Source organism: Streptomyces sp. NPDC054841 (genome assembly GCF_053611045.1).
Map to the genome: position 1 here is coordinate 1 of NZ_JBSGZO010000116.1, position 20,566 is coordinate 20,566.

Here is a 20,566-nt window from a genome sequence, read left to right on the forward strand (position 1 = left end):
CACCATCACGGTGCGCGCCCCTTTCTCGTGCCTTCCTGCTCATGCCTTCTTTCTCGGGCCTCGTGCCGGCGCAGCCCACAGCCGACGGGCCGAGAGCACGGCCGCGGCGAGGAGCAGACCGTTCCGTACGAGCACGAGCACGAGCGCGCAGCCGAGCGGGGTGGCCGAGATGACGTCCTCGTACAGCACCGGATACCCGAGTGAGCTGAGCGCGGTCGCCGGCAGGAGCAGCAGGGCGACCGGCCGCTGGGTGGTGTGCCGGGAGGTGAGGCAGACCGCGGCCAGGCCGAGCAGCCAGATCAGATACTGCGGGCTGATGACCCGGCTGGTGACGGTGAAGAGGAGGACGGCGCAGAGCGCGGCGTCGAACGGCGTGGCCACCGACCGGCGGCCACGCCCTGCCCGTACCCGCCACAGCAGCAGCCAGCAGAAGGCGGCGGCGGTCAGCAGGAGGGAGAGGCGGGCCACGCTCGTCACATACGGGCCGGTGAACTCGAAGGCCCCGTAGCGGTACACGACCTGTCCGCCGCTGCCGAACAGCCGGGCCAGTGCCAGCACGGTGCCGCCCAGCGACTCGATCTGGACGCCGCGGCCGCCCTGTTGCCGCAGAAACCCCAGGGGGTGGGAGAAGCCGAGGGAGAGGGCGGCGAGGAGTACGACGGCAGCGGTGGCCGCCGAGGTCCAGGCCGCGCGGGTGGTACGACCCCGGGGTGTGCCCAGCAGAGTCAGCACCGGCCACACCTTGACCAGCGCGCCGAGTCCGGCGAGCGCCCCGCCGAGCCGCGGGTGGCGGTGCAGGGCGAGGAGCGCGAGTACGGCCAGGGCGGTGACCTGGACGTCGTAGCGGGCGAGCGGGATGTGCAGCAGGAGGGGCAGCCCGCACGTCCACATCCAGGCGCCGGCGCCACGGGCTCCGCCGGCCCGGGCGAGGGCCAGGGTGACGGTCGCGTCGGCGAGCAGTGCCAGTGCCACGAAGGCCTGGAAGTAGCTCAGCCAGGGGAGGAGGGCGGGGGAGAGGATCACGGCCCCGGCGCCCGGCGGGTACTGCCATGTGGGATCGCCCAGGGGAAACGTGCCCCGGCCGAGTTCCTCGTACCAGCGGGCGTAGAGGACGTGCACCTCGCGGGAGACGCCTCCGAAGCCGAGGTCGTCCCGCAGCAGCAGGGCGAGCATCCCGAGCCGGGTCGCGGTCCAGACGGCGCCGAGGGCGAGACGCGCGGGCAGCGATGCGGAAGGGGAGGAGGGCGCGGGAGCGGGGGACGGAGAGGGCTCGGGTGCGGCGGCCTGCTGGGTCGTCATCGACCCGCACCCTAGTCCGCTCTGTTCAGCTTGATGCTGATCTATACAGCTCCATGCAGCTCCATTTGGAGTTGTGGCTATTTCTTCTTGGTGAAGGCCTCGTACGCCGCGACGACCTGCTTCGCCGGACCGTCCATCCGCAGCGTGCCGGACTCCAGCCAGAGCGCACGGTCGCAGGTCGTCGTGATCGCCGAATTGCTGTGGCTGACCAGGAAGACCGTGCCGGCCTCCTCGCGCAGCTCGGCGATCCGCTCCTGGCTGCGCCGCTGGAACTTGGCGTCGCCCGTCGCCAGCGCCTCGTCGATGAGCAGCACGTCATGGCTCTTGGCCGCGGCGATGGAGAACCGGAGCCTGGCGCCCATGCCGGACGAGTACGTCCGCATCGGCAGGGTGATGAAGTCGCCCTTGTCGTTGATTCCGGAGAAGTCGACGATCTCCTGGTAGCGCCGGCGGATCTCGTCGCGGGACATGCCCATCGCGAGCCCGCCGAGGACGACGTTGCGCTCACCGGTCAGATCGCCCATGAGCGCCGCGTTCACGCCCAGCAGCGAGGGCTGGCCGTGGGTGTAGATCCTGCCCCTGGCCGTCGGGAGCAGCCCCGCGATCGCCTTCAGCAGGGTGGACTTGCCCGAGCCGTTGGAGCCGATGAGGCCGATCGCCTCGCCCTTGTACGCGGCGAAGCTGACGCCCTTGACGGCGTGCACCTCGCGGCCGCCGCTCCTGCCGGGCTTGCGGGAGATGATCCGGCTGAGCGCGGCGGTGGCGCTGCCGCGGCCGGTCCTTCCGCCGTTGACCTTGTAGGTGATGTGGACGCCGTCGACGACGACGGTCGGGGTCCTGCTCGCTGCGTCGTTCATGGTTGCTGTCTCAGCCACGGCCGTACTGCTCCTCCGCCTTCCAGAAGTACAGGAATCCGCCCACCCCGAAGAGCACGGCCCAGCCGAGGGCGACCGCCCACACGTGCGGCGGCAGCTGGGCGGAGGTGTAGCTGTCGATGAGCGCGAAGCGCATCAGGTCGATGTAGACGGCGATCGGATTGCACTGCAGGGCCAGGATCACCGCGTGCGGCGGGTGCCGGTGCGCGAGCACCGCAGGGATGCTCCACATCACGCCCGACGCGTACATCCAGGTGCGCAGCAGGAACGGCATCAGCTGGGCGATGTCGGGGGTGCGCGCGGCGAGCCGGGCGACGACCATCGAGATGCCGGTGCTGAAGACGGCCTGGAGCAGCAGGGCCGGGACGGCGAGCAGCCAGGAGGCCTGCGGGAACTTCCCGAAGCACATCAGGATCACGACCAGCGCACCCATGGAGAACATGAGCTGCTGGAGCTGCTGCAGGGCGAGACCGATCGGGAGTGCGGCGCGGGGGAAGTGCAGGGCCCGTACGAGCCCGATGTTGCCCGAGATGGCGCGGGTGCCGGCGGTGATCGAGTTGGCCGTGAAGGTCCAGACGAACACGCCGGTGACCAGGAAGGGCACGAAGTCCTGCACATTTCGTGCGGTTTGGAGCAGCTCGCCGAAGATGAAGTAGTAGACCGCGGCGTTGAGCAGCGGGGTCATCAGCTGCCAGACCTGCCCGAGCTTCGCCTGGCTGTACTGGGCCGTGAGGCGGGCCGTGGCGAACGCGGTGATGAAGTGCCTGCGCGCCCACAGCTGCCCGATGTACGCACCGAGCGTCGGGCGGGCCCCGCTCACGGTCAGTCCGTGCCGGGCGGCGAGCTCGCCGAGGCTTTCCACGGGTGGCGCGGGCCGGGTCGCCGGCACGCTGCTCATGCTGCTGCTCACGCTGGTCACTCGCTCGCTCTCGCCGGGTGCAGGGGAAGTGCTGGCGATGGGACGGACCCGTATCGTCGCTACGGTGAGGCTAGGGCGGATCTACGTCGCAACGCAACCGTCTCGTCGTGATGGGTATGCTCATCGGCATGACCACGGACCCGGGAACTCCACGACGTGCCCCCGCGGGAGCCGCTGTGCTCCGGGAGGACGTGACCGAAGCGATCCGCGCGGCCGTCTTCGAGGAGCTGGCGGCGGTCGGCTTCGCCCGGATGTCGATCGAGGGCATCGCGCGCCGGGCGGGCGTCGGCAAGACCGCGGTCTACCGGCGCTGGAAGTCCAAGCTCTCACTCGTCCTCGACCTGGTCTCGGCCTTCGCCGTGCAGGGGCTGCCCGCACCGTCGACCGGTTCGCTGTACGGGGATGTCCGCGCGCTCCTCGAAGTGGCCTCGCACGCCCTGCGCCACCCCGTGGCCTCCCAGGTCATCCCCGACCTCCTGGTCGAGGCCGCCCGCCATCCGGAGATCTCCGACGCCATCAAGGCCGCCCTGCTCGACCCCCAGCAGGGTGTCGCGGCACTGGTGGTACGCGACGCGGTCGCCCGCGGCGAGCTGCCGGAGACGGCCGACCCGGACCGCGCTCTCGACCTGATCATCGGCCCGCTGTACTGGCGGCTGGTGGTCGTCCGCAGCGATCTGCCCAAGGGCTACCTGGACGACCTCGCCGCCTCGGCGGTGGCGGCGATGACACGGAGCTGACCTCATGTGCTGACGGTCCCTCATGTGCTGACGGCCCCTCACGGGCCGGCGCGCTGGGCCGGGCGGGTGAACGGCCGCCGCCGGTGCGTAGCCCGCGCCGACGGGGGGTCGTTGCTGTGTCGGGCGGGCGGACGGCGCGCCCGAGGCGAGCGGAGGGCACCCCATGAGCTCACCGGCCACGGCGAACGTCCGTGACGTCCCCGACATCCGTGACGTCCCCGACATCCGTGACGTCCCCGACGTCACCGTCGTCGTCACGGTCCGCGAGGAGGTGCCGTGCCTCGCCCGGTGCCTCGACTCGCTCGCCGGGCAGACCATCGGCGAGGACCGCATCGAAGTGATCGCCGTCGTCGTCGACAAAGCGTCCCCCGACGGCGGCCGGGTGGCGGAGCTGGAGCGGTTCTCCGCGCGCCACCCCGGCCTGTGCACCCTGCTCAGTCCCGGCACCGTCAACCAGGCCGTCGAACGCGCCCGCGGCCGCTATCTGTTCTTCCTCGAAGCCGGCGACTTCCTCGGCCGCGAGGCGCTGGAGCGGCTCGTCGACGCGGCCGACATCCACGGCTCCGACGTCGTCCACGCCAAGGTCGCGGCGGCTTCCCGGTCCCTGCTCACCCGCACCGTGCCGGACCTGCCGCTGGACGATCCCCGGCTGCCCTGGGAGCTGTCCCCCACCAAGCTGTTCCGCCGGGACCCGCTCCAGCGGCACGAGCTGCGATTCCGCGAGGACGTCCCCGAAGCCCTCGCCGGGCAGGCCTTCACCCTCGAAGCTCTCTTCCGGGCCGACCGCATCTCCGTACGGGCCGACTACGACTGCTGCTTCGCCGCGGCCGACCCGAACCCGGCGGCCCCCGGGATCGAGGACCTGCTGCGCGGGACGGCCGCGGCGATGGCCGTGACCGCCCGCTTCACCGGGCCCGGTCCGGTCCGCGACGGCTTCCACCACCGCCACTTCGCCGAGGAGGCCGCCACAATGACCGGCCCCGGCCTCCTGGCCGCGCCGGAACCGGTGCGGCGGCGCGTGTTCGCCGGACTGCGCCGCCTGGTCACCGACCACCTCAGCGAGGCCGTGCTCGCCCGGCTGCGGCCAGGACTGCGGCTGCGCCTGTCCTACGTACGCACAGGCGACCTGCCGGGACTCCTCTCCGTCATCCGGTACGAGGCCGCCCATGGCGTACCGCCCCTGCGCACCGACCTGGTCTCCGCCGCCTGGCAGCGCACCGGCCCCGGCCGCCACACCCTCGTCGTCAACGCCCGCAGCCCGCTCCCCGGCCTTGCCGCGCTCGACACGGCGCCGGTCACACTCACCGGCCCGGTCGGACATACCGGCCCGGAGAGCTCCCGCATCGAGCTGCGGCCCGCCGCGGACGGGGCCGGTACGGAGATCGAGGTGCGGATCCCCGCCGAGGCCTTCCCACCCGGCCGCACCAGGGTCGGTCTGCGCACCGCCCTCCTCGGCACCGAGCACCCCGCCACCGTGGCGGCCGACGCCCCGCCCCACCGGGCCCACGGGCTACGCGGACTGCGCCCGTACCGCCTGAACGTGGCCGCCGACGGGACCCGCGCACTCGTCGTCGCCGTCGCCCCGGTCGGCCTGCGCCGCCCGCCCCCGGGCAGGAGCCAGGGCCAGGGCGCAGGGCCAGGGCCAAGCCCTGGCGGAGCGCACGCACCAGGGCCAGGGCCAAGCCCTGGCGGAGCGCACGCACCAGGGCCAGGGCCCAAGGTCAAGCTCTAGCGGAGCGCACGCACCAGAGCCCGGGTCAGCAGCGGCGGCAGCAGGTCACGTACGAGCCGGCGGGTGCGCGGGGCGCGCCGCCGCCGTGCCGCGGGGGTGGCGCGCTGCTCCCGTGGCCCGGCCGCGGGCGTCCCGGCCCGGTGGCGGGAGTCCGGATGCGCCGGTGCCTCGGCCTTCCTGCCGTCGATCCGGATGAGCGGCGCCCCCGCCACCTCCTCCACCCCGTGCCACAAGTCCTTCCGCTTCTCCAGCCGGCCGAGCAGCGCCTCCCGCACCTTCTCCGGGTCGCCCCACGTCCCGTACAGCTTGGTGCCGGTGATGCAGACCGGCCGCAGCCGCACCGTGGCGACCGCTCCCCAGACGGCGGCCGCGACACCCGGGCAGTGCTCGGCCCGGAAGTCGTCGAAGACCACGATGCCCTCCGGGGTGAGGAGCTCCCGGGCGGCCTCGATGTCGCCGTGGACGTGCTCGTACAGATGCGAGGCGTCGATGTGGACGAAGCGGCAGCTGCCCGCCCGGACCCGGGAGGAGATCACCGAGGTCGGGGCCTGGACGAGAGTCGGCAGCTCGTCGTGGAAGGAGAGGTAGTTGGTCTCGAAGGCCCGGCGGGTGAGCGTCGCGTACGACCGGTTCATCTCGGCGCTGTTGGAGACGTCGGGGGCGGGTGAGTCCCAGAGGTCGCAGACCGTGAACTCCTCGCCGTCCCGCAGGTACTGGCCGAGGAAGATCGCGCTCTTTCCCATGTACGCGCCGAGTTCGAGCAGATCACCCTCGTGGCCGTGATCGCGCTGGTAGGTCAGGAACCAGTCGAAGAGCAGCTGGTCGACCGGACGGAACCAGCCCTTGACGTCGTCGAGCCGGGCGGGCCTGGGAAGTTCCTCCCCGAGAGGCGCGGCGGCGCCTGCGGCCTCTGCCGGGGACTGCACCTGTGCACTCGTCCTTGACATGGGTGTCTTCTCTCTCGGGACTCAGCGATGGACGTGGTCCTGACGGACGGCCGCCGCGGCTCCGGCGCGGGGCGGGAGCCGGCGAAAGCCATGCACCCGGTCGTAGTGGTCGCACGTGTCGGGACGATTGCGGGCGGGTGTGGAGCGGATGTTGCCCGTGAGGCGCTCCCGGGAGTGCCGCACGCACGGTCGAGCACGACGACCGTGTGTGCGGACATCGGTACCGGACAGGCCGGGGCGACGACGCGCGGCGGCGTCGTGTTGACGCCGCCGCGCATCTGCGTGGTGCGGGCTCGTTACTTGACCGCGCCCGCCATCACCCCGGACACGAACTGCCGCTGGAACGCGAAGAACACGGCGAGCGGGATCACCATGGACACGAACGCGCCCGGTGCCAGGACGTCGATGTTGTTGCCGAACTGCCGTACCTGCTGCTGCAGCGCGACCGTGATCGGCGGGGACTCGGAGTCCGCGAAGATCAGCGCGACCAGCATGTCGTTCCAGACCCAGAGGAACTGGAAGATGCCGAGCGAGGCGATCGCGGGACCGCCGAGCGGCATCACGACACGCGTGAACAGCCGTACCTCGCCCGCTCCGTCGAGCCGGGCGGCCTCCAGCAGCTCCCTCGGGATCTCCGCGAAGAAGTTCCTGAGGAGGAAGATCGCGAAGGGCAGGCCGAAGGCGACATGGAAGATCACGACGCCGACGGTCGTCTCGAAGATCCCGATCCAGCCGAACAGCTTGGACACCGGCACGAGCGCGACCTGCACGGGTACGACGAGCAGCCCGACGACGACCAGGAACCACCAGTCGCGGCCGGGGAACTCCATCCACGCGAAGGCGTATCCGGCGAGTGAGCCGATCACGACGACCAGGACCGTCGAGGGGACGGTGATCAGGACCGTGGAGAGGAGCGAGTGCGTGATGGTGTCGTTCTGCAGCAGCCGGGAGTAGTTCTCGGCGGTGAGCTGCGCGGGTGCGGTGAAGACCTCCCACCAACCGCTCGCGTTGATGTCGGCGGGCGAGCGCAGCGAGGAGAGCAGCAGTCCGATCGTGGGCATCAGCCAGAACAGCCCGACCAGCACGAGGAAGACCCGCATCACACCGCCACCCGTGCGGGCGGCGATGCGGGCGGCGAGCGACGGCTTCGCCTTGACGGTGCTGTCGGTGCTCATCGGCGCGTCTCCCTTCGCATCCGCCGGATGTTGAACAGCATCACCGGGATCACCAGCAGCAGGAGCAGTACGGCGATGGCGCTGCCCACGCCCAGGTCCGCGTCCGTGCCGAACGAGGAGCGGTAGAGCTGGAGCGCCAGTACGTTCGCGTCGTCCTGCGCCGAACCGGGCGCGATGATGTACACCAGGTCGAAGATCTTCAGGACGTTGATCATCAGCGTGACGAGCACGACCGCGAGCACCGGCGCGAGCAGCGGAACGGTCACCATCCGGAAGACCTGCCACTCGTTGGCCCCGTCCACCCGTGCCGCTTCGAGGAGTTCGCGCGGCACGGCCGCCAGGCCCGCCGCGATCAGCACCATCGCGAAGCCCGCCCACATCCACACGTACGAGCCGATGATGGCCGGGGTCACCAGCGACGGGCCCAGCCAGTCGACTCCGTTGTACGGCTCGCGGAAGTTGCTCCCGGGGAGCCGCAGGAAGGCGCCGTCGGCTTCCTCGGGCAGGGAGAACGTACCGTCGGCGGCCGCGGTGGTCGTGGCGACGACCTTGCCGTCCTTGACCGCCTCGATCCTGATGCCCTTGAGGCCCAGCTCCTTGGCGTCGATGGCGTTGGGCTTTCCGCCGCCGCCCCGGGTGAAGTCGAGCCAGGCGGTGCCGGTGACCTTGCCGGGATCCGTCGCCGGGGCCTTCGCCGGCTTCGCGCCGTCCGGCATCTTCGCGGGCGCGACCCCGATGAGCGGGAGCTGGACGTCGGTGCCCGAGGTGACCGGCTTCTTGGTGATGAACGCCCCGCCGCCCGCCGCCTCCAGCGGATGGACGGGAAGAGGGCGCGCCCGGGTGAAGTCCGCCGACTCGGAGAACGTGTCGTGCACGCCCACCCAGACCGCGTTGGCGACCCCGCGCTCCGGGTCCTGCTCGTACACCAGCCGGAAGATGATGCCCGCGGCGAGCATCGAGATCGCCATCGGCATGAAGACGATCAGCTTGAACGCCGTGCCCCAGCGGACCCGCTCGGTGAGCACGGCGAAGATCAACCCGAGCGCCGTCGCGACGGTCGGCGCGACGACCACCCAGATCGCGTTGTTCTTGACCGCGGTCAGGATGGTGTCGTCGGAGAAGATCTCCACGTAATTGCCGAAACCGGCGAAACCGCTGCCGGACCGGTCGAAGAAGGACCGGTAGAGCGAGTACCCGATCGGGTAGACCACGAGCGCGCCGAGCAGCACCAGCGCGGGCAGCAGAAAGCCGGCCGCGACAAGGCGGCGGGTGCCGGTCACACTCTTGCGTACGCCCCTGGCGGCGGCGGGCCCGGTGCCCTCCGCCGCTCCTGGAGAGGCCTTGGGGGGCGTCATCGCGGCGTCAGCTCTTGTACGCCTTGGCCGCGTCGGCCTCCAGCCGCTGCTGGGTGCCGGCGACGTCCTTCGGGTTCTTCAGGAAGTCCTGGAGCGCCTTCCACTCACCCTTTCCGGGCGTGCCGCCGAAGGACTGCGGCATCTGGTCCGACATGTCGAAGCGGAAGTCGTCGCCCGCGGCGATGAGCGCCTTGGCGATGTCGCGCTGGACGTCGTTCGGATACGCGGCGACATCCAGAGACTTGTTCGGGGAGATGAAGCCGCCGGACTCCGCCCAGATCTTCGCCGCGTCCGGAGAGGCGAGGAAGGTCAGCAGCGCCTGCGCGCCCTTGGAGTCCTTCAGCGCGACCGCCGCGTCGCCGCCGGTCACCACCGGGGGCTCGGCGCCGACCGCGGGGAACGGGAACACCTTGGCGTCCGTACCGATCTTCGCCCCGGTCTCCGCGATGTTGACGGTGACGAAGTCGCCCTCGAAGACCATCGCGCCCTTGGGCTGGTCACCACCGGTGAAGGTCTGCGTGACGGACTTGGGGAACTCCGTCTGCAGCGCCCCGTCCGCACCGCCCGCGATCAGCTCCGGCTTGCCGAACAGCTCGGCGAGCGTGGTGAGGGCCTGCTTGACGGACGGGTCCGTCCACTTGATCTCGTGCTCGGCGAGCTGGTCGTACTTCTCCGGGCCGGCCTGCGAGAGATAGACGTTCTCGAACCAGTCGGTGAGCGTCCAGCCGTCCGCGCCGCCGACCGAGACCGGTGTGACTCCGGACGCGGAGATCGTCTCGGCCGTCGTCAGGAATTCCTTCCAGGTCTTGGGGACCGTGGCGCCGGCGTTCTCGAAGACCGCGTTGTTGTACCAGATGAGGGACTTGTTGGCGGCCTTGAAGTACACGCCGTACGCGGTGCCGTCGACGGAGCCGAGGTCCTGCCAGCCCTTGGCGTAGTTCTTGGCGAGCTGCGCCTTGGCCTCCGGACCGACGGGCTTGGCCCACTTCTTCGCCACGGCCTGCTGGACGGCGCCGACCTGCGGCAGCATGGCGATGTCGGGCGGGCTCCCGCCGGCGATCTTCGTGCCGAGGAAGTTGACGATCGGGTCCTGCGCGGGCACGAAGGTGACGGTCGCCCCGGTGCGCTTCTCGAACTCCTTGAGAACCTTCGTGAAGTTCTCCTGCTCGGGACCCGTCCAGACCGCGGCGACCTCGATCTTCTGCCCGTCCAGCTTGGGCAGCTGGACGGTGGGCGCGGACTGCGTGTCCTTCGTCGCGTCCGGCGCGCCCCCGTCGCCGCCGTCCTTGTCGCTTCCACAGCCGGCGAGGCCGAGCGCGCCCAGTGCGACGAGCGCCACGACGGCTCTGCTGCGAGTCCTACGACCTGCACCGGCCGTACGAGCTGTACGAGCCGTACGAGTCGTGCGAGCTGTGCGAGTTGTGCGCATCACTGCCCCGTCTCTCCCGCGCGTGTGGAGGGACGCAGCCGTGACGTAGGCAGCGCCGCTCCCGTCCCGTGCGGTCAGGTCTACGCCCGGGGGAGGGGTGAGGCAATAGCGCCTTCGCTGTCAACTGGGTGATCGTGATGGCCTCGTGACGTGCTGTCAGGGGCGGGACTTGCCGTGGCCTGGTCAGGAGCGGGCCGGGGTCAGGGGCGGCAGCGGGGTCGCTTCGACCGAGCGGGCCGCCCGGTCCAGCGCACTGGCCAGCAGCGCCAGGTCCGTCGGCCCGTTGCCGAGCTCACGGACCGGGCGGCGGGCGGGCGGGTCGCCCATCCGCTCCCACTCCAGCTCCACCACCGTGGGCCGCTGGGTCGCCGTACGGGGGATGCGGCCCGTCACCCGGCCGCCCTGGAACGGGGTCACCCGGCCGTCCGGATGTCCCAGCCTGCCGCGGCCGGGGGCCGGGTCCTCCGGTCCCGGAGCCACCGGCGGCGCGTCCAGCACGACGCGCAGCCGCGCCCCGTGCGTCAGCTCCGTGTCCGCCGTACGGTCGGGCCGGGCGGATGTCGCGACCAGATGCACGCCGAGCCGCTCGCCGTCCCTGGCCACGGCATCAAGCGCCCGGACGACGGAACCGGCCGCCGGACGCCCCGGGCTGCCGAGCGCCGGCGCGACCAGGGCGTCGTAGTCATCGGCGAGCACGACGAGCCGGGGCAGCGGCGGCGGTGCCTCCGCCTTCGTACGGGCACCGGCCGGGCGGAGCCTGAGCGTGCCGCCGGCGGACGGGTCCGGATCGCCGCGCGACTCCGCGGGGCTGGGCGGCCGCTGCCCGACGAGCCGCTCGGACACCTCGCGCCGTGTGTGCCATTCGGTGAAGCTCTCCCTGCCGAGCAGCTCGGACCGCCGCTTCAGCTCCGCCCCCAGTGCCTGCGCGAACTCCCGCATCCGGACCGGGTCCGAGGCGACCAGGTGCTCGGTGACATGGGGGAGCTCGGTGAGCGCCGCGAGGCCCTCGCCGCGCTCACCGCCCGCGCCGTCGACCAGCAGCAGTCCGAGCCGGTCCGGCCGGCCGGCCGCGGCCAGCGACGCGGCGATCGAGCGGAGCAGTTCCGTACGGCCGCTGCCCGCCGGGCCCTCGATCAGCAGGTGAGGGCCCTCCGCGGTGAGATCGACGGCGACCGGGCCGCGCGGGCCCGCGCCCAGCACCGCCGTACCGTCCGTGGCGGACGCCCAGCGGGCCATCAACGAGGCGGGGGTGGCCCGGGCCAGACCCAGCTCGTCGAGCAGCCGGGCCGACCGGGGCAGCGGCGCGGTTATGGCCCGGCCGGCCGCCGACGCGCCGTCCGCGTCGGCCCGCAGCGGGGCCAGCGCCCGCCCGAACCGCTCGGCCCACGCCGCTGACACCGCGTCCACGGCGGCGACCGTGCCATGGCCGGCCGGCTGCCCCGCGGCTGTACGCAGCAGCCGCAGCGCCGTCGCCACATCTCCGCTGAGCAGCGCGACCGCCCCGCACTCCCGGAACGCGAGCGACGCCGCACAGGCCTCTTCGTACGTCGCCGCCACCGGGGAGAGCGGTGAGGCGGCCGGGGTCTCGGCCAGGCAGAGGACATGGATGCCCCCGGCGGCGCCCGCTCCGGCGAGCCGCGCGGTGGTCTCGCGCAGCGCGGCGGAACCCGGATCGCCGTCCAGGATCACCAGCGTCCGCGGCCCCGCGTACCCGGCGGCGGCCTCCTCGACCGCGCGGCGCTCCGCGCTGGGCCAGCCGGGGCCGAGCGGCCCGTCGTCCAGCCGCCGGGTCAGCTCGGCGGCCCGGGCGGTGGCCTGGTCCTTCTCGTACGCGACGAGGAGCCGGCAGTCCTGCCCGTGCGCGGGCCGCAGATGCGGCAGCCAGCCGAGCCAGCCCCATTCGCGCTTGCGCTCCTCCAGCGGCCTCGCCCGGTCCGTGCTGATCAGCACGATTTCCAGGTCGGCGGGAGAGTGCAGGGCGGCGAGCTGCGCCACCACGGACCGGGCGAGACCGGCGAGCCGCGCGCGAGGGCCGGCGAGCCCGAGCGACCCAGCCTCGCGCAGGCCCACGGTGACGGGGACGGCGGGCGTGTCCGCGCGGTCCGCGGTGCCGAGCCGGACGACCAGCGCCTCGGGGTGCCCGGTCCCGCGCTCCCACAGCCGCGGCCCCGGCCCGAGGGCGGTGAGCAGCACGGCGGCGGGATCGGGCCAGGTCTCGACGACGGGTGCCGTGGCTGCGGCCATGGGCTCCGCGTCTGCGGCGCCCTCGTCGTGGGCCTCTTCCCTGGCCCCGGCGAGCCGTCGCGCCCAGGCGCCTATGCCGCGCCTCCGCGCGCCGCCGTCGCCCCGGGTACGCCGCCCGGCGCCTGCGCCGGAAGAACCACTGCCGTCGCGGTCCGCGCGCACCTCGCCGTGCCCCGTGGCGTCTGCGGCTGTGCCGCCCCGGCCGGTGTCGTATGCGTCTGTCCCGGCCTGGCCTGTGCCGTCTGCGGCTGTACCGCCCCGGCCGGTGCCGTATGCGCTTGTGCCGCCCCGGCCTGTCCTGGCCTGGCCCGTGCCGTACGCGTCTGTGCCGCCCCGGCCTGTGCCGTCTGCGGCTCTGCTGGCCTGGCCGGTGTCGTATGCGCTTGTGCCGCCCCGGCCTGTCCCGCCCCGGCCGGTGCCGCTTCGGTTGGTGCCGGTTCGGTCGTCGGTTCCGCCGCCGTGTGTGGCGTCCCCGCCGGCCGGCCTGGCGCCGTCGGCTCGCGGCCCGCCGTGGCCGGCGCCGCCGCCGACCGCGTCGTCGTGCGCATCGCCGTGCCGGCCCGCGTCCATACGGTGGCCCGCGCCGTGTGTGACGTCCCCACCGGCTGCGTCGGCGCTGCCGGCGCGCGTGTGGCCGGTGCCGCGTCCGCCACCGGCAGTGCCGTCGTGCCTGCCCGGGGCTGCCAGGTGGCCCGCGCCGTGTGCCGTGTCGCCCGTGGCCGCGCCGGTGCGCGTGCCGCCGTGGGGAGTCGCGCCGCTGCCCGGTGCCTGCCCGTACCCGGCGGAGCTCCCGCGGCTGCCCGGGGCGGCCCACTGGCCCGCGCCGCCACTGCCCATGCCCGTGCCCGTGCCGGACCCGGGCGCGTGTCCGCCGCGGACCTCGGGCCCGTACGTCTCCGTCCCGCCGCCGGGGGCAGCTGGACGCGGATCACGAGTACGGGTGTCGTGCCCGTACGCCCCGGCCCGGCCGTGGCTCGGGGTGCCGTCGTCGCCGGACTCCGAGGGCGGGCCCTGGGCCGCGCCGCCCGGGCGCCCGGTCGTGGTCCAGGAGGGACCACCGCCGGCCGGTCTGCCGCCGGGCTCCGAGGGCGCACGCTGCGCCGACACGCGGTCGCCCCCGTCCGGCCCGGACGCCTCCGGAGCGTCCGCGTCGCGCCGGCGGGCCCAGGACGGGATCCTGTCCGCCGGGCGCGCCCGGCCGTGGTCGGGGCTGCCCGGCTCCGCGGGGGCGGGGTCGCCATGAGCCCCCGTGCCGGACCCGCCGCGCCGCACCCGAAGGTGGCCCTCGCCGTCCGGGGTCGTCGACAGCCGCGATGCGCCGCCCGTGGGCGCCGTCAGCCGGAGGGTGGACTCGCCGAGGCGCAGCAGCGCGCCAGGGGCCAGCCGGACCGGGCGGGGGCCGACCTCCACGCCGTCCAGCGCCGTGCCGTTCGTCGAGCCGAGGTCCGCCACCGTGACCCGGCCGTCGTCCGCGACCGTCACCTCGCAGTGCAGCCGCGACACATCCGGGTCATCGAGCGGAACATCCGCCTGCACCGAGCGGCCGACCCGGATCCGCCCCCCGTGCAGCAGATGCACCCCGCCCGCGTCGGGACCCGCGACCACATGGAGCTGGGCGTGCGCGCCTCCGCCGTCGTCGTCGGCCGTCTCGTCCTCACCGGGGACCTGGAGCGACAGCACCGCGCCGTCCACGAGGGGCGGTTCCCCCAGCGCGCACCGCTGGGCGTCGAGCCGCTCCCGGCCCGCGTACAGCACGACCGTCCCGGACGGCGCGTCCGGTCCCGACACGGCCGCGGCGAGCCCGGAGGCCACCGCGGCGAGCGCCGTCCCGGCGGGGGCGGTGACGAGCACATCGCACACGCGCCCGCCGGCCTGCGCGGCCGAGGCCGCGGTGACGGACTGGCCGCTGCGCGGCGCGAGGACGGTCAGCCGGATCTGCATCGCCGTCAGCGGTCCCTTCTGCGCGGGGTGCCCGGCAGGGGAGCCGCCCTGTGATTCCCCCCACCCGGCAGGTCGGCACGGCGCAGGGCTCTCCCGACCCCACAACTCCGTGCTGGAGGCATCCTTGCATCCGCCGCTGACAACACGCCCGGGGGCCAGCATCAAGTGATCTTGATTGGTCGGCTCTGGACGTAAAGTGCCTGGTTGGGATCGCCATTGCCGTGCTCTGCACGGCCGTTCGGCAACCATCGGTGCGCCGCCGACGTCTTACCGGCCAATCCGGTGACCACACCGGTGACCCGATCGGCGGCACTACAGTGGGTCGGACACCCAGGAGGGTCCAACTATGAACCCGGGAGCGTCGAAACCATGACGCCCGGGACCATCAGAACCACGATCAGCAGGGAGCGCATGACGTGCGGCCGGTAGGCAGCAAGTACCTGCTCGAGGAGCCGCTCGGCCGCGGCGCCACGGGCACCGTCTGGCGAGCCCGCCAGCGGGAGACCGCGGGCGCCGAGGCGGCCGTGGCCGGCCAGCCCGGCGAGACCGTCGCGATCAAGGTCCTCAAGGAGGAGCTCGCGAACGACGCGGACATCGTGATGCGCTTCCTGCGCGAACGTTCCGTCCTGCTGCGTCTCACGCATCCGAACATCGTGCGCACCCGCGACCTGGTCGTCGAGGGCGATGTCCTCGCCCTGGTGATGGACCTCGTCGAGGGCCCGGACCTGCACCGCTACATCCGTGAGAACGGCCCGTTCTCCCCGGTCGCGGCCTCCCTCCTCACCGCCCAGATCGCCGACGCCCTCGCCGCCAGCCACGCCGACGGCGTCGTCCACCGCGACCTCAAGCCCGCCAACGTCCTGCTCGCCGAGCGGGGCGGCGAGATGCACCCGATGCTCACCGACTTCGGCATCGCACGCCTCGCGGACTCCCCGGGCCTGACCCGTACGCACGAGTTCGTCGGCACCCCCGCGTATGTCGCGCCGGAGTCGGCAGAGGGCCGTCCGCAGACCTCCGCGGTCGACGTCTACGGCGCCGGGATCATGCTGTACGAGCTGGTCACCGGCCGTCCGCCGTTCGCGGGCGCCACGGCCCTGGAGGTCCTTCACCAGCACCTCAGCGAGGAGCCCCGCCGCCCGTCGTCCGTCCCCGGCCCGCTCTGGACGGTCATAGAGCGCTGTCTGCGCAAGGAGCCGGGTGAGCGGCCCAGTGCCGAGAGTCTCGCCCGTGGGCTGCGTACCGTCGCCGCGGGCATCGGCGTGCACGCCACGCCCGCCCGGATCGAGGCGGCGGAGGGCGTGGGCGCGCTGCTCGCGCCCGACCCGGCGCCCGCCGGCGTTCCCGGCGTCCCGGGCGCGGCCGACCCCACCCAGATGCTGCAGAGCAATGCGTCGCAGTACGACCCGGGCGCCGCGACCAGTGTGATGCCGCAGACCGGCGGCCCCGACGGCGCCGCGGACCCCACCAGCGTCCTGCCGCGCGGCGCCGCCGCCGACCCGACCGCGGTCATGCCGCCGGTGCCACCGCGTCCCGACGGCCCGCCGCGGCCGGAGGACCCGCACCCCTGGCAGTCCCAGCTGCAGGCGGCCCGGGACCGCAACGAGCAGACCCAGGTCCAGTACCTCGACCCGAGCGAGGACCCGCTGCGCCGCCGCCCGCAGCGCCAGCCGGCGCCCCAGCCGTACCAGCAGCAGCCGTACCAGCAGCAGCCTCAGCGGCAGCAGCGGCCCCAGCCGCAGCCTCGGCATCAGCAGCCTTACGCACCCCCGCCGGCCCAGCAGCAGTACGCCCCGCAGCCTCCGCAGCGACAGCAGTACGCGCCCCCGCAGCCGCCGCCCCAGCAGCCCGCGCCGCGCCAGCCGCGGCAGCGGAGCGCGAACCCGATGCGGATCCCGGGCCTGGGCTGCCTCAAGGGCTGCCTGTTCACTCTGGTCCTGATGTTCGTGGCGGGCTGGCTGATCTGGGAGCTCACCCCGCTCCAGGACTGGATCGGCCAGGGCCAGAGCTACTGGAGGGCCATCAGCGACGCCGTCGGCTCGGTGAGCGACTGGGTCTCGGAGATCACCGGAAGCACGGACCCGGGTACGGGTACGGGTACGAGTACGGGTACCGGCACCGGCCAGTAGTCGGCGATCGCTCCGCGGAGAGCGATCACTCTGTCGTTATGTCGACTTCTGCGGGGGAAATAGCCCCGCAGAAGTGACGGTTGGCGCCATCCGGGGCACTCAACACCCCGACGCCCGCGTACTTTGATGGGCAACGCCAGCCGCTGAGGGAGCAGTCTTGGCACGGAATATCGGCAGCCGGTACACGGCCCACCAGATCCTGGGGCGGGGCAGCGCGGGCACGGTGTGGCTCGGCGAGGGGCCCGAGGGCCCCGTCGCGATCAAGCTGCTGCGCGAGGACCTCGCCTCCGACCAGGAGCTGGTCGGACGCTTCGTGCAGGAACGTACGGCCCTGCTCGGACTCGGCCACCCCCGCGTCGTCGGCGTCCGCGACCTCGTCGTGGACGGCAACGACCTGGCCCTCGTGATGGACCTGGTCCGCGGCACCGATCTGCGCACCCGTCTCGACCGGGAGCGCCGGCTCGCCCCCGAGGCCGCCGTCGCGATCATCGCGGATGTCGCCGAGGGACTGGCCGCGGCGCACGCCGCCGGTGTCGTCCACCGCGACGTCAAGCCGGAGAACATCCTGCTGGACATGGAGGGCCCGCTCGGCCCCGGTGGCGCCCACCCGGCCCTGCTGACCGACTTCGGCGTCGCCAAGCTGATCGACACCCCGCGCCGCACCAAGGCCACGAAGATCATCGGGACGCCGGACTATCTCGCCCCGGAGATCGTCGAGGGCCTGCCGCCGCGCGCCGCCGTCGACATCTACGCCCTCGCGACCGTCCTGTACGAGCTGCTCGCGGGCTTCACGCCCTTCGGCGGCGGCCACCCGGGCGCGGTCCTGCGCCGCCATGTCACGGAGACCGTCGTCCCGCTCCCCGGCATCCCGGACGAGCTGTGGCAGCTGATCGTCCAGTGCCTGGCCAAGGCGCCCGCTTCCCGGCTCCGCGCCTCCGAGCTGGCCTCCCGGCTGCACGACCTGCTGCCCCTGCTGGCGGGCATGCCACCGCTCGACGTGGACGAGCCGTACGCGGCGGACGCAGCGCCCTCGTCCGAGCCGTACGACGAACCGGACTACGCGACCCTCCCCACGGCGCCCCGCAGGGCCGCCGTCCCGCTGGTCCCCGGCTCGGCCACGGACTCGAACCGGGACACCCACACCTCCATGCGCGTCCCCGGCCCCGACGAACTCGCGGGCGGCGCCCGTGGCACGGCCCGCGCCCCCCGCACCCCCGGCCAGCGCCGCCCAGGCTCCGCCCGTCACAAGGCGGAAGCGGTCCGCAGGCGCCGCATCACGCTCGGTGTCGCGGGACTGGTGCTGGCCGCCGCGGTCGGGGTCGGGGGCTGGCTCGCGGTGGGCGGGGACGACGGCGACGCGGCTCCGCAGGACTCCAAGCAGTCGGCCCCCTCACAGCCCTAGGACCCGGCCCCAGGGCCCGGCCCCAGAACCCGGCCCCAGAACCCAGCCCCAGAACCTGTCCGGCGCCCTGGGGCCCTGACTTCCGGCCCCTCACAGCCCGGTCGAGGGCCGCTCGCAGCCCTGGCTTCCGAGCCCGTCGCGGCTCTGTTCGAGGGCCGCTCGGAGCCCTGGCTGTGGACAGACGCGACGGCGTGTCGCGGACAGCCGTTACGCTGGACCCGTGGCAGTCGTCGATGTATCCGAAGAGCTGAAGTCCCTCTCCTCGACCATGGGGTCGATCGAGGCCGTCCTGGACCTCGACAAGCTGAGGGCAGATATCGCCGTGCTCGAGGAGCAGGCGGCGGCGCCGTCCCTGTGGGACGACCCCGAGGCGGCGCAGAAGATCACCAGCAAGCTCTCGCACCTGCAGGCCGAGGTCCGCAAGGCGGAGGCGCTGCGCGGGCGGATCGACGACCTCGAAGTGCTCTTCGAGCTCGCCGAGGCCGAGGACGACCCGGACGCCCGCGCCGAGGCCGAGGCCGAGCTGGAGTCCGTCCGGAAGGCGCTGGACGAGATGGAGGTCCGCACCCTCCTCTCCGGCGAGTACGACGAGCGCGAGGCGCTCGTCAACATCCGGGCCGAGGCCGGTGGCGTCGACGCCGCCGACTTCGCCGAGCAACTCCAGCGCATGTACCTGCGCTGGGCCGAGCGGCACGGCTACGGCACGGAGATCTACGAGACCTCGTACGCGGAGGAGGCCGGCATCAAGTCGACCACCTTCGTCGTCAAGGCGCCCTACGCCTACGGCACGCTCTCGGTGGAGCAGGGCACGCACCGCCTGGTGCGCATCTCCCCCTTCGACAACCAGGGCCGCCGCCAGACGTCCTTCGCCGGCGTCGAGATCCTCCCGGTCGTCGAGCAGTCCGACCATGTCGAGATCGACGAGTCCGAGCTGCGTGTGGACGTCTACCGCGCGTCGGGCCCGGGCGGCCAGGGCGTCAACACGACGGACTCCGCGGTCCGTATCACCCACGTTCCGACCGGCATCGTGGTCTCCTGCCAGAATGAGCGCTCCCAGATCCAGAACAAGGCGAGCGCGATGAACGTCCTCCAGGCGAAGCTCCTGGAGCGTCAGCGCCAGGAGGAGCGGGCCAAGATGGACGCCCTCAAGGGCGACGGCGGCAGCTCCTGGGGCAACCAGATGCGTTCGTACGTCCTCCACCCGTACCAGATGGTCAAGGACCTCCGTACGGAGTTCGAGGTCGGTAACCCGCAGTCGGTGCTGGACGGCGAGATCGACGGCTTCCTGGAGGCCGGGATCCGCTGGCGCAAGCAGCAGGAGAAGTAACCTCACGTTCCTGACGGAAGGTGCCGGGCCCTTCACGGGTCCGGCACCTTTTGCGTACTGCTGCAACAACAACGAGCGCGCCGGATTCGCTGACGCAAGCGGAATACGATGCGTCAGCTCGCTTTGTCGACAAGGGAACTGGCGTCTACGAGGCCCCAGTTCCGGGTTTACGTCACAGTTGCAGGCCCGTACCTTGGTCAACTCCCCTCATTTCGGGCATCGCACGCGCAACGACCTTGACGTGTTCGCGAAAAATGGGAAGGCTGACGCGCGGCATGCGTATCTCTGGGGCGCGTGTGAGCGGGGGAAACGGAAGGACGACCCTCAGCGGCTACAGCCCCGGACGCTGCACTACAGACGAATCAGCTACTGGGGGTAGCAGGCAGATGACCAAGAAGACGCGGGTCCGCGTTGCGAGGATAGCCGCTGGTGCGGTGATCGCCGCCGGTGCGTCCCTGACCGCCGCGGGCGCCGCTTCGGCCGTCGGCATCGACGTGAACGTCGCGGGCATCGGCGCCAAGGCCGAGGTCAGCGAGGAGGGTGCCGAGATCGGTCTCGGCATCAACGAGACCGAGGGTGGCGACAACGGCGGCAACACCATCGTCGGCTCGACCGACGGTGGGACGACCACGGACGGTGGCACGACCACCGACGGTGGCACGACCACGGACGGCGGGACGACCACGGACGGTGGCACGACCACCGACGGCGGGACGACCACGGACGGTGGCACGACCACGGACGGTGGCACGACCACGGACGGTGGGACGACCACGGACGGTGGGACGACCACGGACGGTGGGACGACCACCGACGGCGGGACGACCACCGACGGTGGCACGACCGACGGTGGCAACGGCAACTCCGGCGGTAACGGCAACTCCGGTGGCAACGGCAACTCCGGCGGTAACGGCAACTCCGGCGGTAACGGCAACTCCGGTGGCAACGGCAACTCCGGCGGTAACGGCAACTCCGGCGGCGGCGACCAGGGCGGCTCCACCGTCACCGGTGGCGCCACGGGCGGCTCCGTCGCCACCGGCGGTGGCGACGCCGGCACC

General features: G+C 72.8%; 14 protein-coding genes. 6 read left to right on the forward strand and 8 right to left on the reverse strand.

All coding sequences use genetic code 11. From position 1 onward, the window contains the following. Positions 1 to 39: 39 nt before the first annotated feature. From ACWGI8_RS17710 to ACWGI8_RS17720, 3 genes are all read right to left on the reverse strand, one after another. Entirely contained in the window at positions 40 to 1,299 is a 1,260-nt protein-coding gene (locus ACWGI8_RS17710) for a glycosyltransferase 87 family protein (RefSeq protein WP_453661898.1), read from the reverse strand. 77 nt (positions 1,300 to 1,376) lie between these two features. Further along, on the reverse strand, positions 1,377 to 2,156 hold the full coding sequence (locus ACWGI8_RS17715) for an ABC transporter ATP-binding protein (protein ID WP_453661919.1): 780 nt from the start codon (positions 2,154 to 2,156) through the stop codon (positions 1,377 to 1,379). A gap of 10 nt (positions 2,157 to 2,166) precedes the next feature. After that, complete coding sequence (locus ACWGI8_RS17720) at positions 2,167 to 3,072, reverse strand: ABC transporter permease (protein WP_453661921.1); 906 nt, start codon at positions 3,070 to 3,072, stop codon at positions 2,167 to 2,169. Positions 3,073 to 3,221: 149 nt separating this feature from the next. On the opposite strand from ACWGI8_RS17720, the gene ACWGI8_RS17725 reads away from it, so the two are divergent. Beyond that, complete coding sequence (locus tag ACWGI8_RS17725) at positions 3,222 to 3,830, forward strand: TetR/AcrR family transcriptional regulator (protein WP_453661899.1); 609 nt, start codon at positions 3,222 to 3,224, stop codon at positions 3,828 to 3,830. A 163-nt stretch (positions 3,831 to 3,993) separates the two neighbouring features. Next, positions 3,994 to 5,562 carry a glycosyltransferase family 2 protein gene (locus tag ACWGI8_RS17730; RefSeq protein WP_453661900.1) on the forward strand — a complete coding sequence of 523 codons (1,569 nt, stop codon included), beginning with the start codon at positions 3,994 to 3,996 and terminating at the stop codon, positions 5,560 to 5,562. Here ACWGI8_RS17730 and ACWGI8_RS17735 read toward each other — a convergent pair. The 5 genes from ACWGI8_RS17735 to ACWGI8_RS17755 all read right to left on the reverse strand — a co-directional run bounded on the left by ACWGI8_RS17735 (position 5,559) and on the right by ACWGI8_RS17755 (position 14,653). Next, positions 5,559 to 6,509, reverse strand: a complete 951-nt coding sequence (locus tag ACWGI8_RS17735; protein ID WP_453661902.1) for a class I SAM-dependent methyltransferase — start codon at positions 6,507 to 6,509, stop codon at positions 5,559 to 5,561. The two genes, ACWGI8_RS17730 and ACWGI8_RS17735, sit on opposite strands and share 4 nt — an antisense overlap. A gap of 296 nt (positions 6,510 to 6,805) precedes the next feature. Beyond that, positions 6,806 to 7,684 (reverse strand): carbohydrate ABC transporter permease, encoded by an 879-nt coding sequence (locus ACWGI8_RS17740; RefSeq protein WP_453661904.1) that lies wholly within the window; start codon positions 7,682 to 7,684, stop codon positions 6,806 to 6,808. After that, on the reverse strand, positions 7,681 to 9,039 hold the full coding sequence (locus ACWGI8_RS17745; protein ID WP_453661906.1) for a carbohydrate ABC transporter permease: 1,359 nt from the start codon (positions 9,037 to 9,039) through the stop codon (positions 7,681 to 7,683). The genes ACWGI8_RS17740 and ACWGI8_RS17745 overlap by 4 nt, the downstream gene beginning before the upstream one ends. A gap of 7 nt (positions 9,040 to 9,046) precedes the next feature. Further along, positions 9,047 to 10,468: an ABC transporter substrate-binding protein gene (locus ACWGI8_RS17750; protein WP_453661907.1), complete on the reverse strand. Its 1,422-nt coding sequence runs from the start codon at positions 10,466 to 10,468 to the stop codon at positions 9,047 to 9,049. A gap of 183 nt (positions 10,469 to 10,651) precedes the next feature. Continuing rightward, entirely contained in the window at positions 10,652 to 14,653 is a 4,002-nt protein-coding gene (locus ACWGI8_RS17755) for an FHA domain-containing protein (protein WP_453661909.1), read from the reverse strand. Positions 14,654 to 15,069: 416 nt separating this feature from the next. Here ACWGI8_RS17755 and ACWGI8_RS17760 point away from each other — a divergent pair, with 416 nt between their 5' ends. The 4 genes from ACWGI8_RS17760 to ACWGI8_RS17775 form a co-directional block, all read left to right on the forward strand. Beyond that, positions 15,070 to 16,779 carry a serine/threonine-protein kinase gene (locus tag ACWGI8_RS17760; protein WP_453661911.1) on the forward strand — a complete coding sequence of 570 codons (1,710 nt, stop codon included), beginning with the start codon at positions 15,070 to 15,072 and terminating at the stop codon, positions 16,777 to 16,779. Between the two features lie 157 nt (positions 16,780 to 16,936). Beyond that, positions 16,937 to 18,181 (forward strand): serine/threonine-protein kinase, encoded by a 1,245-nt coding sequence (locus ACWGI8_RS17765; protein WP_453661913.1) that lies wholly within the window; start codon positions 16,937 to 16,939, stop codon positions 18,179 to 18,181. Between the two features lie 220 nt (positions 18,182 to 18,401). Continuing rightward, positions 18,402 to 19,508 (forward strand): peptide chain release factor 2, encoded by a 1,107-nt coding sequence (gene prfB / locus ACWGI8_RS17770; RefSeq protein WP_453661915.1) that lies wholly within the window; start codon positions 18,402 to 18,404, stop codon positions 19,506 to 19,508. Between the two features lie 386 nt (positions 19,509 to 19,894). Next, on the forward strand, positions 19,895 to 20,566 hold a 672-nt coding region (locus ACWGI8_RS17775; protein WP_453661917.1), incomplete at its 3' end, for a hypothetical protein.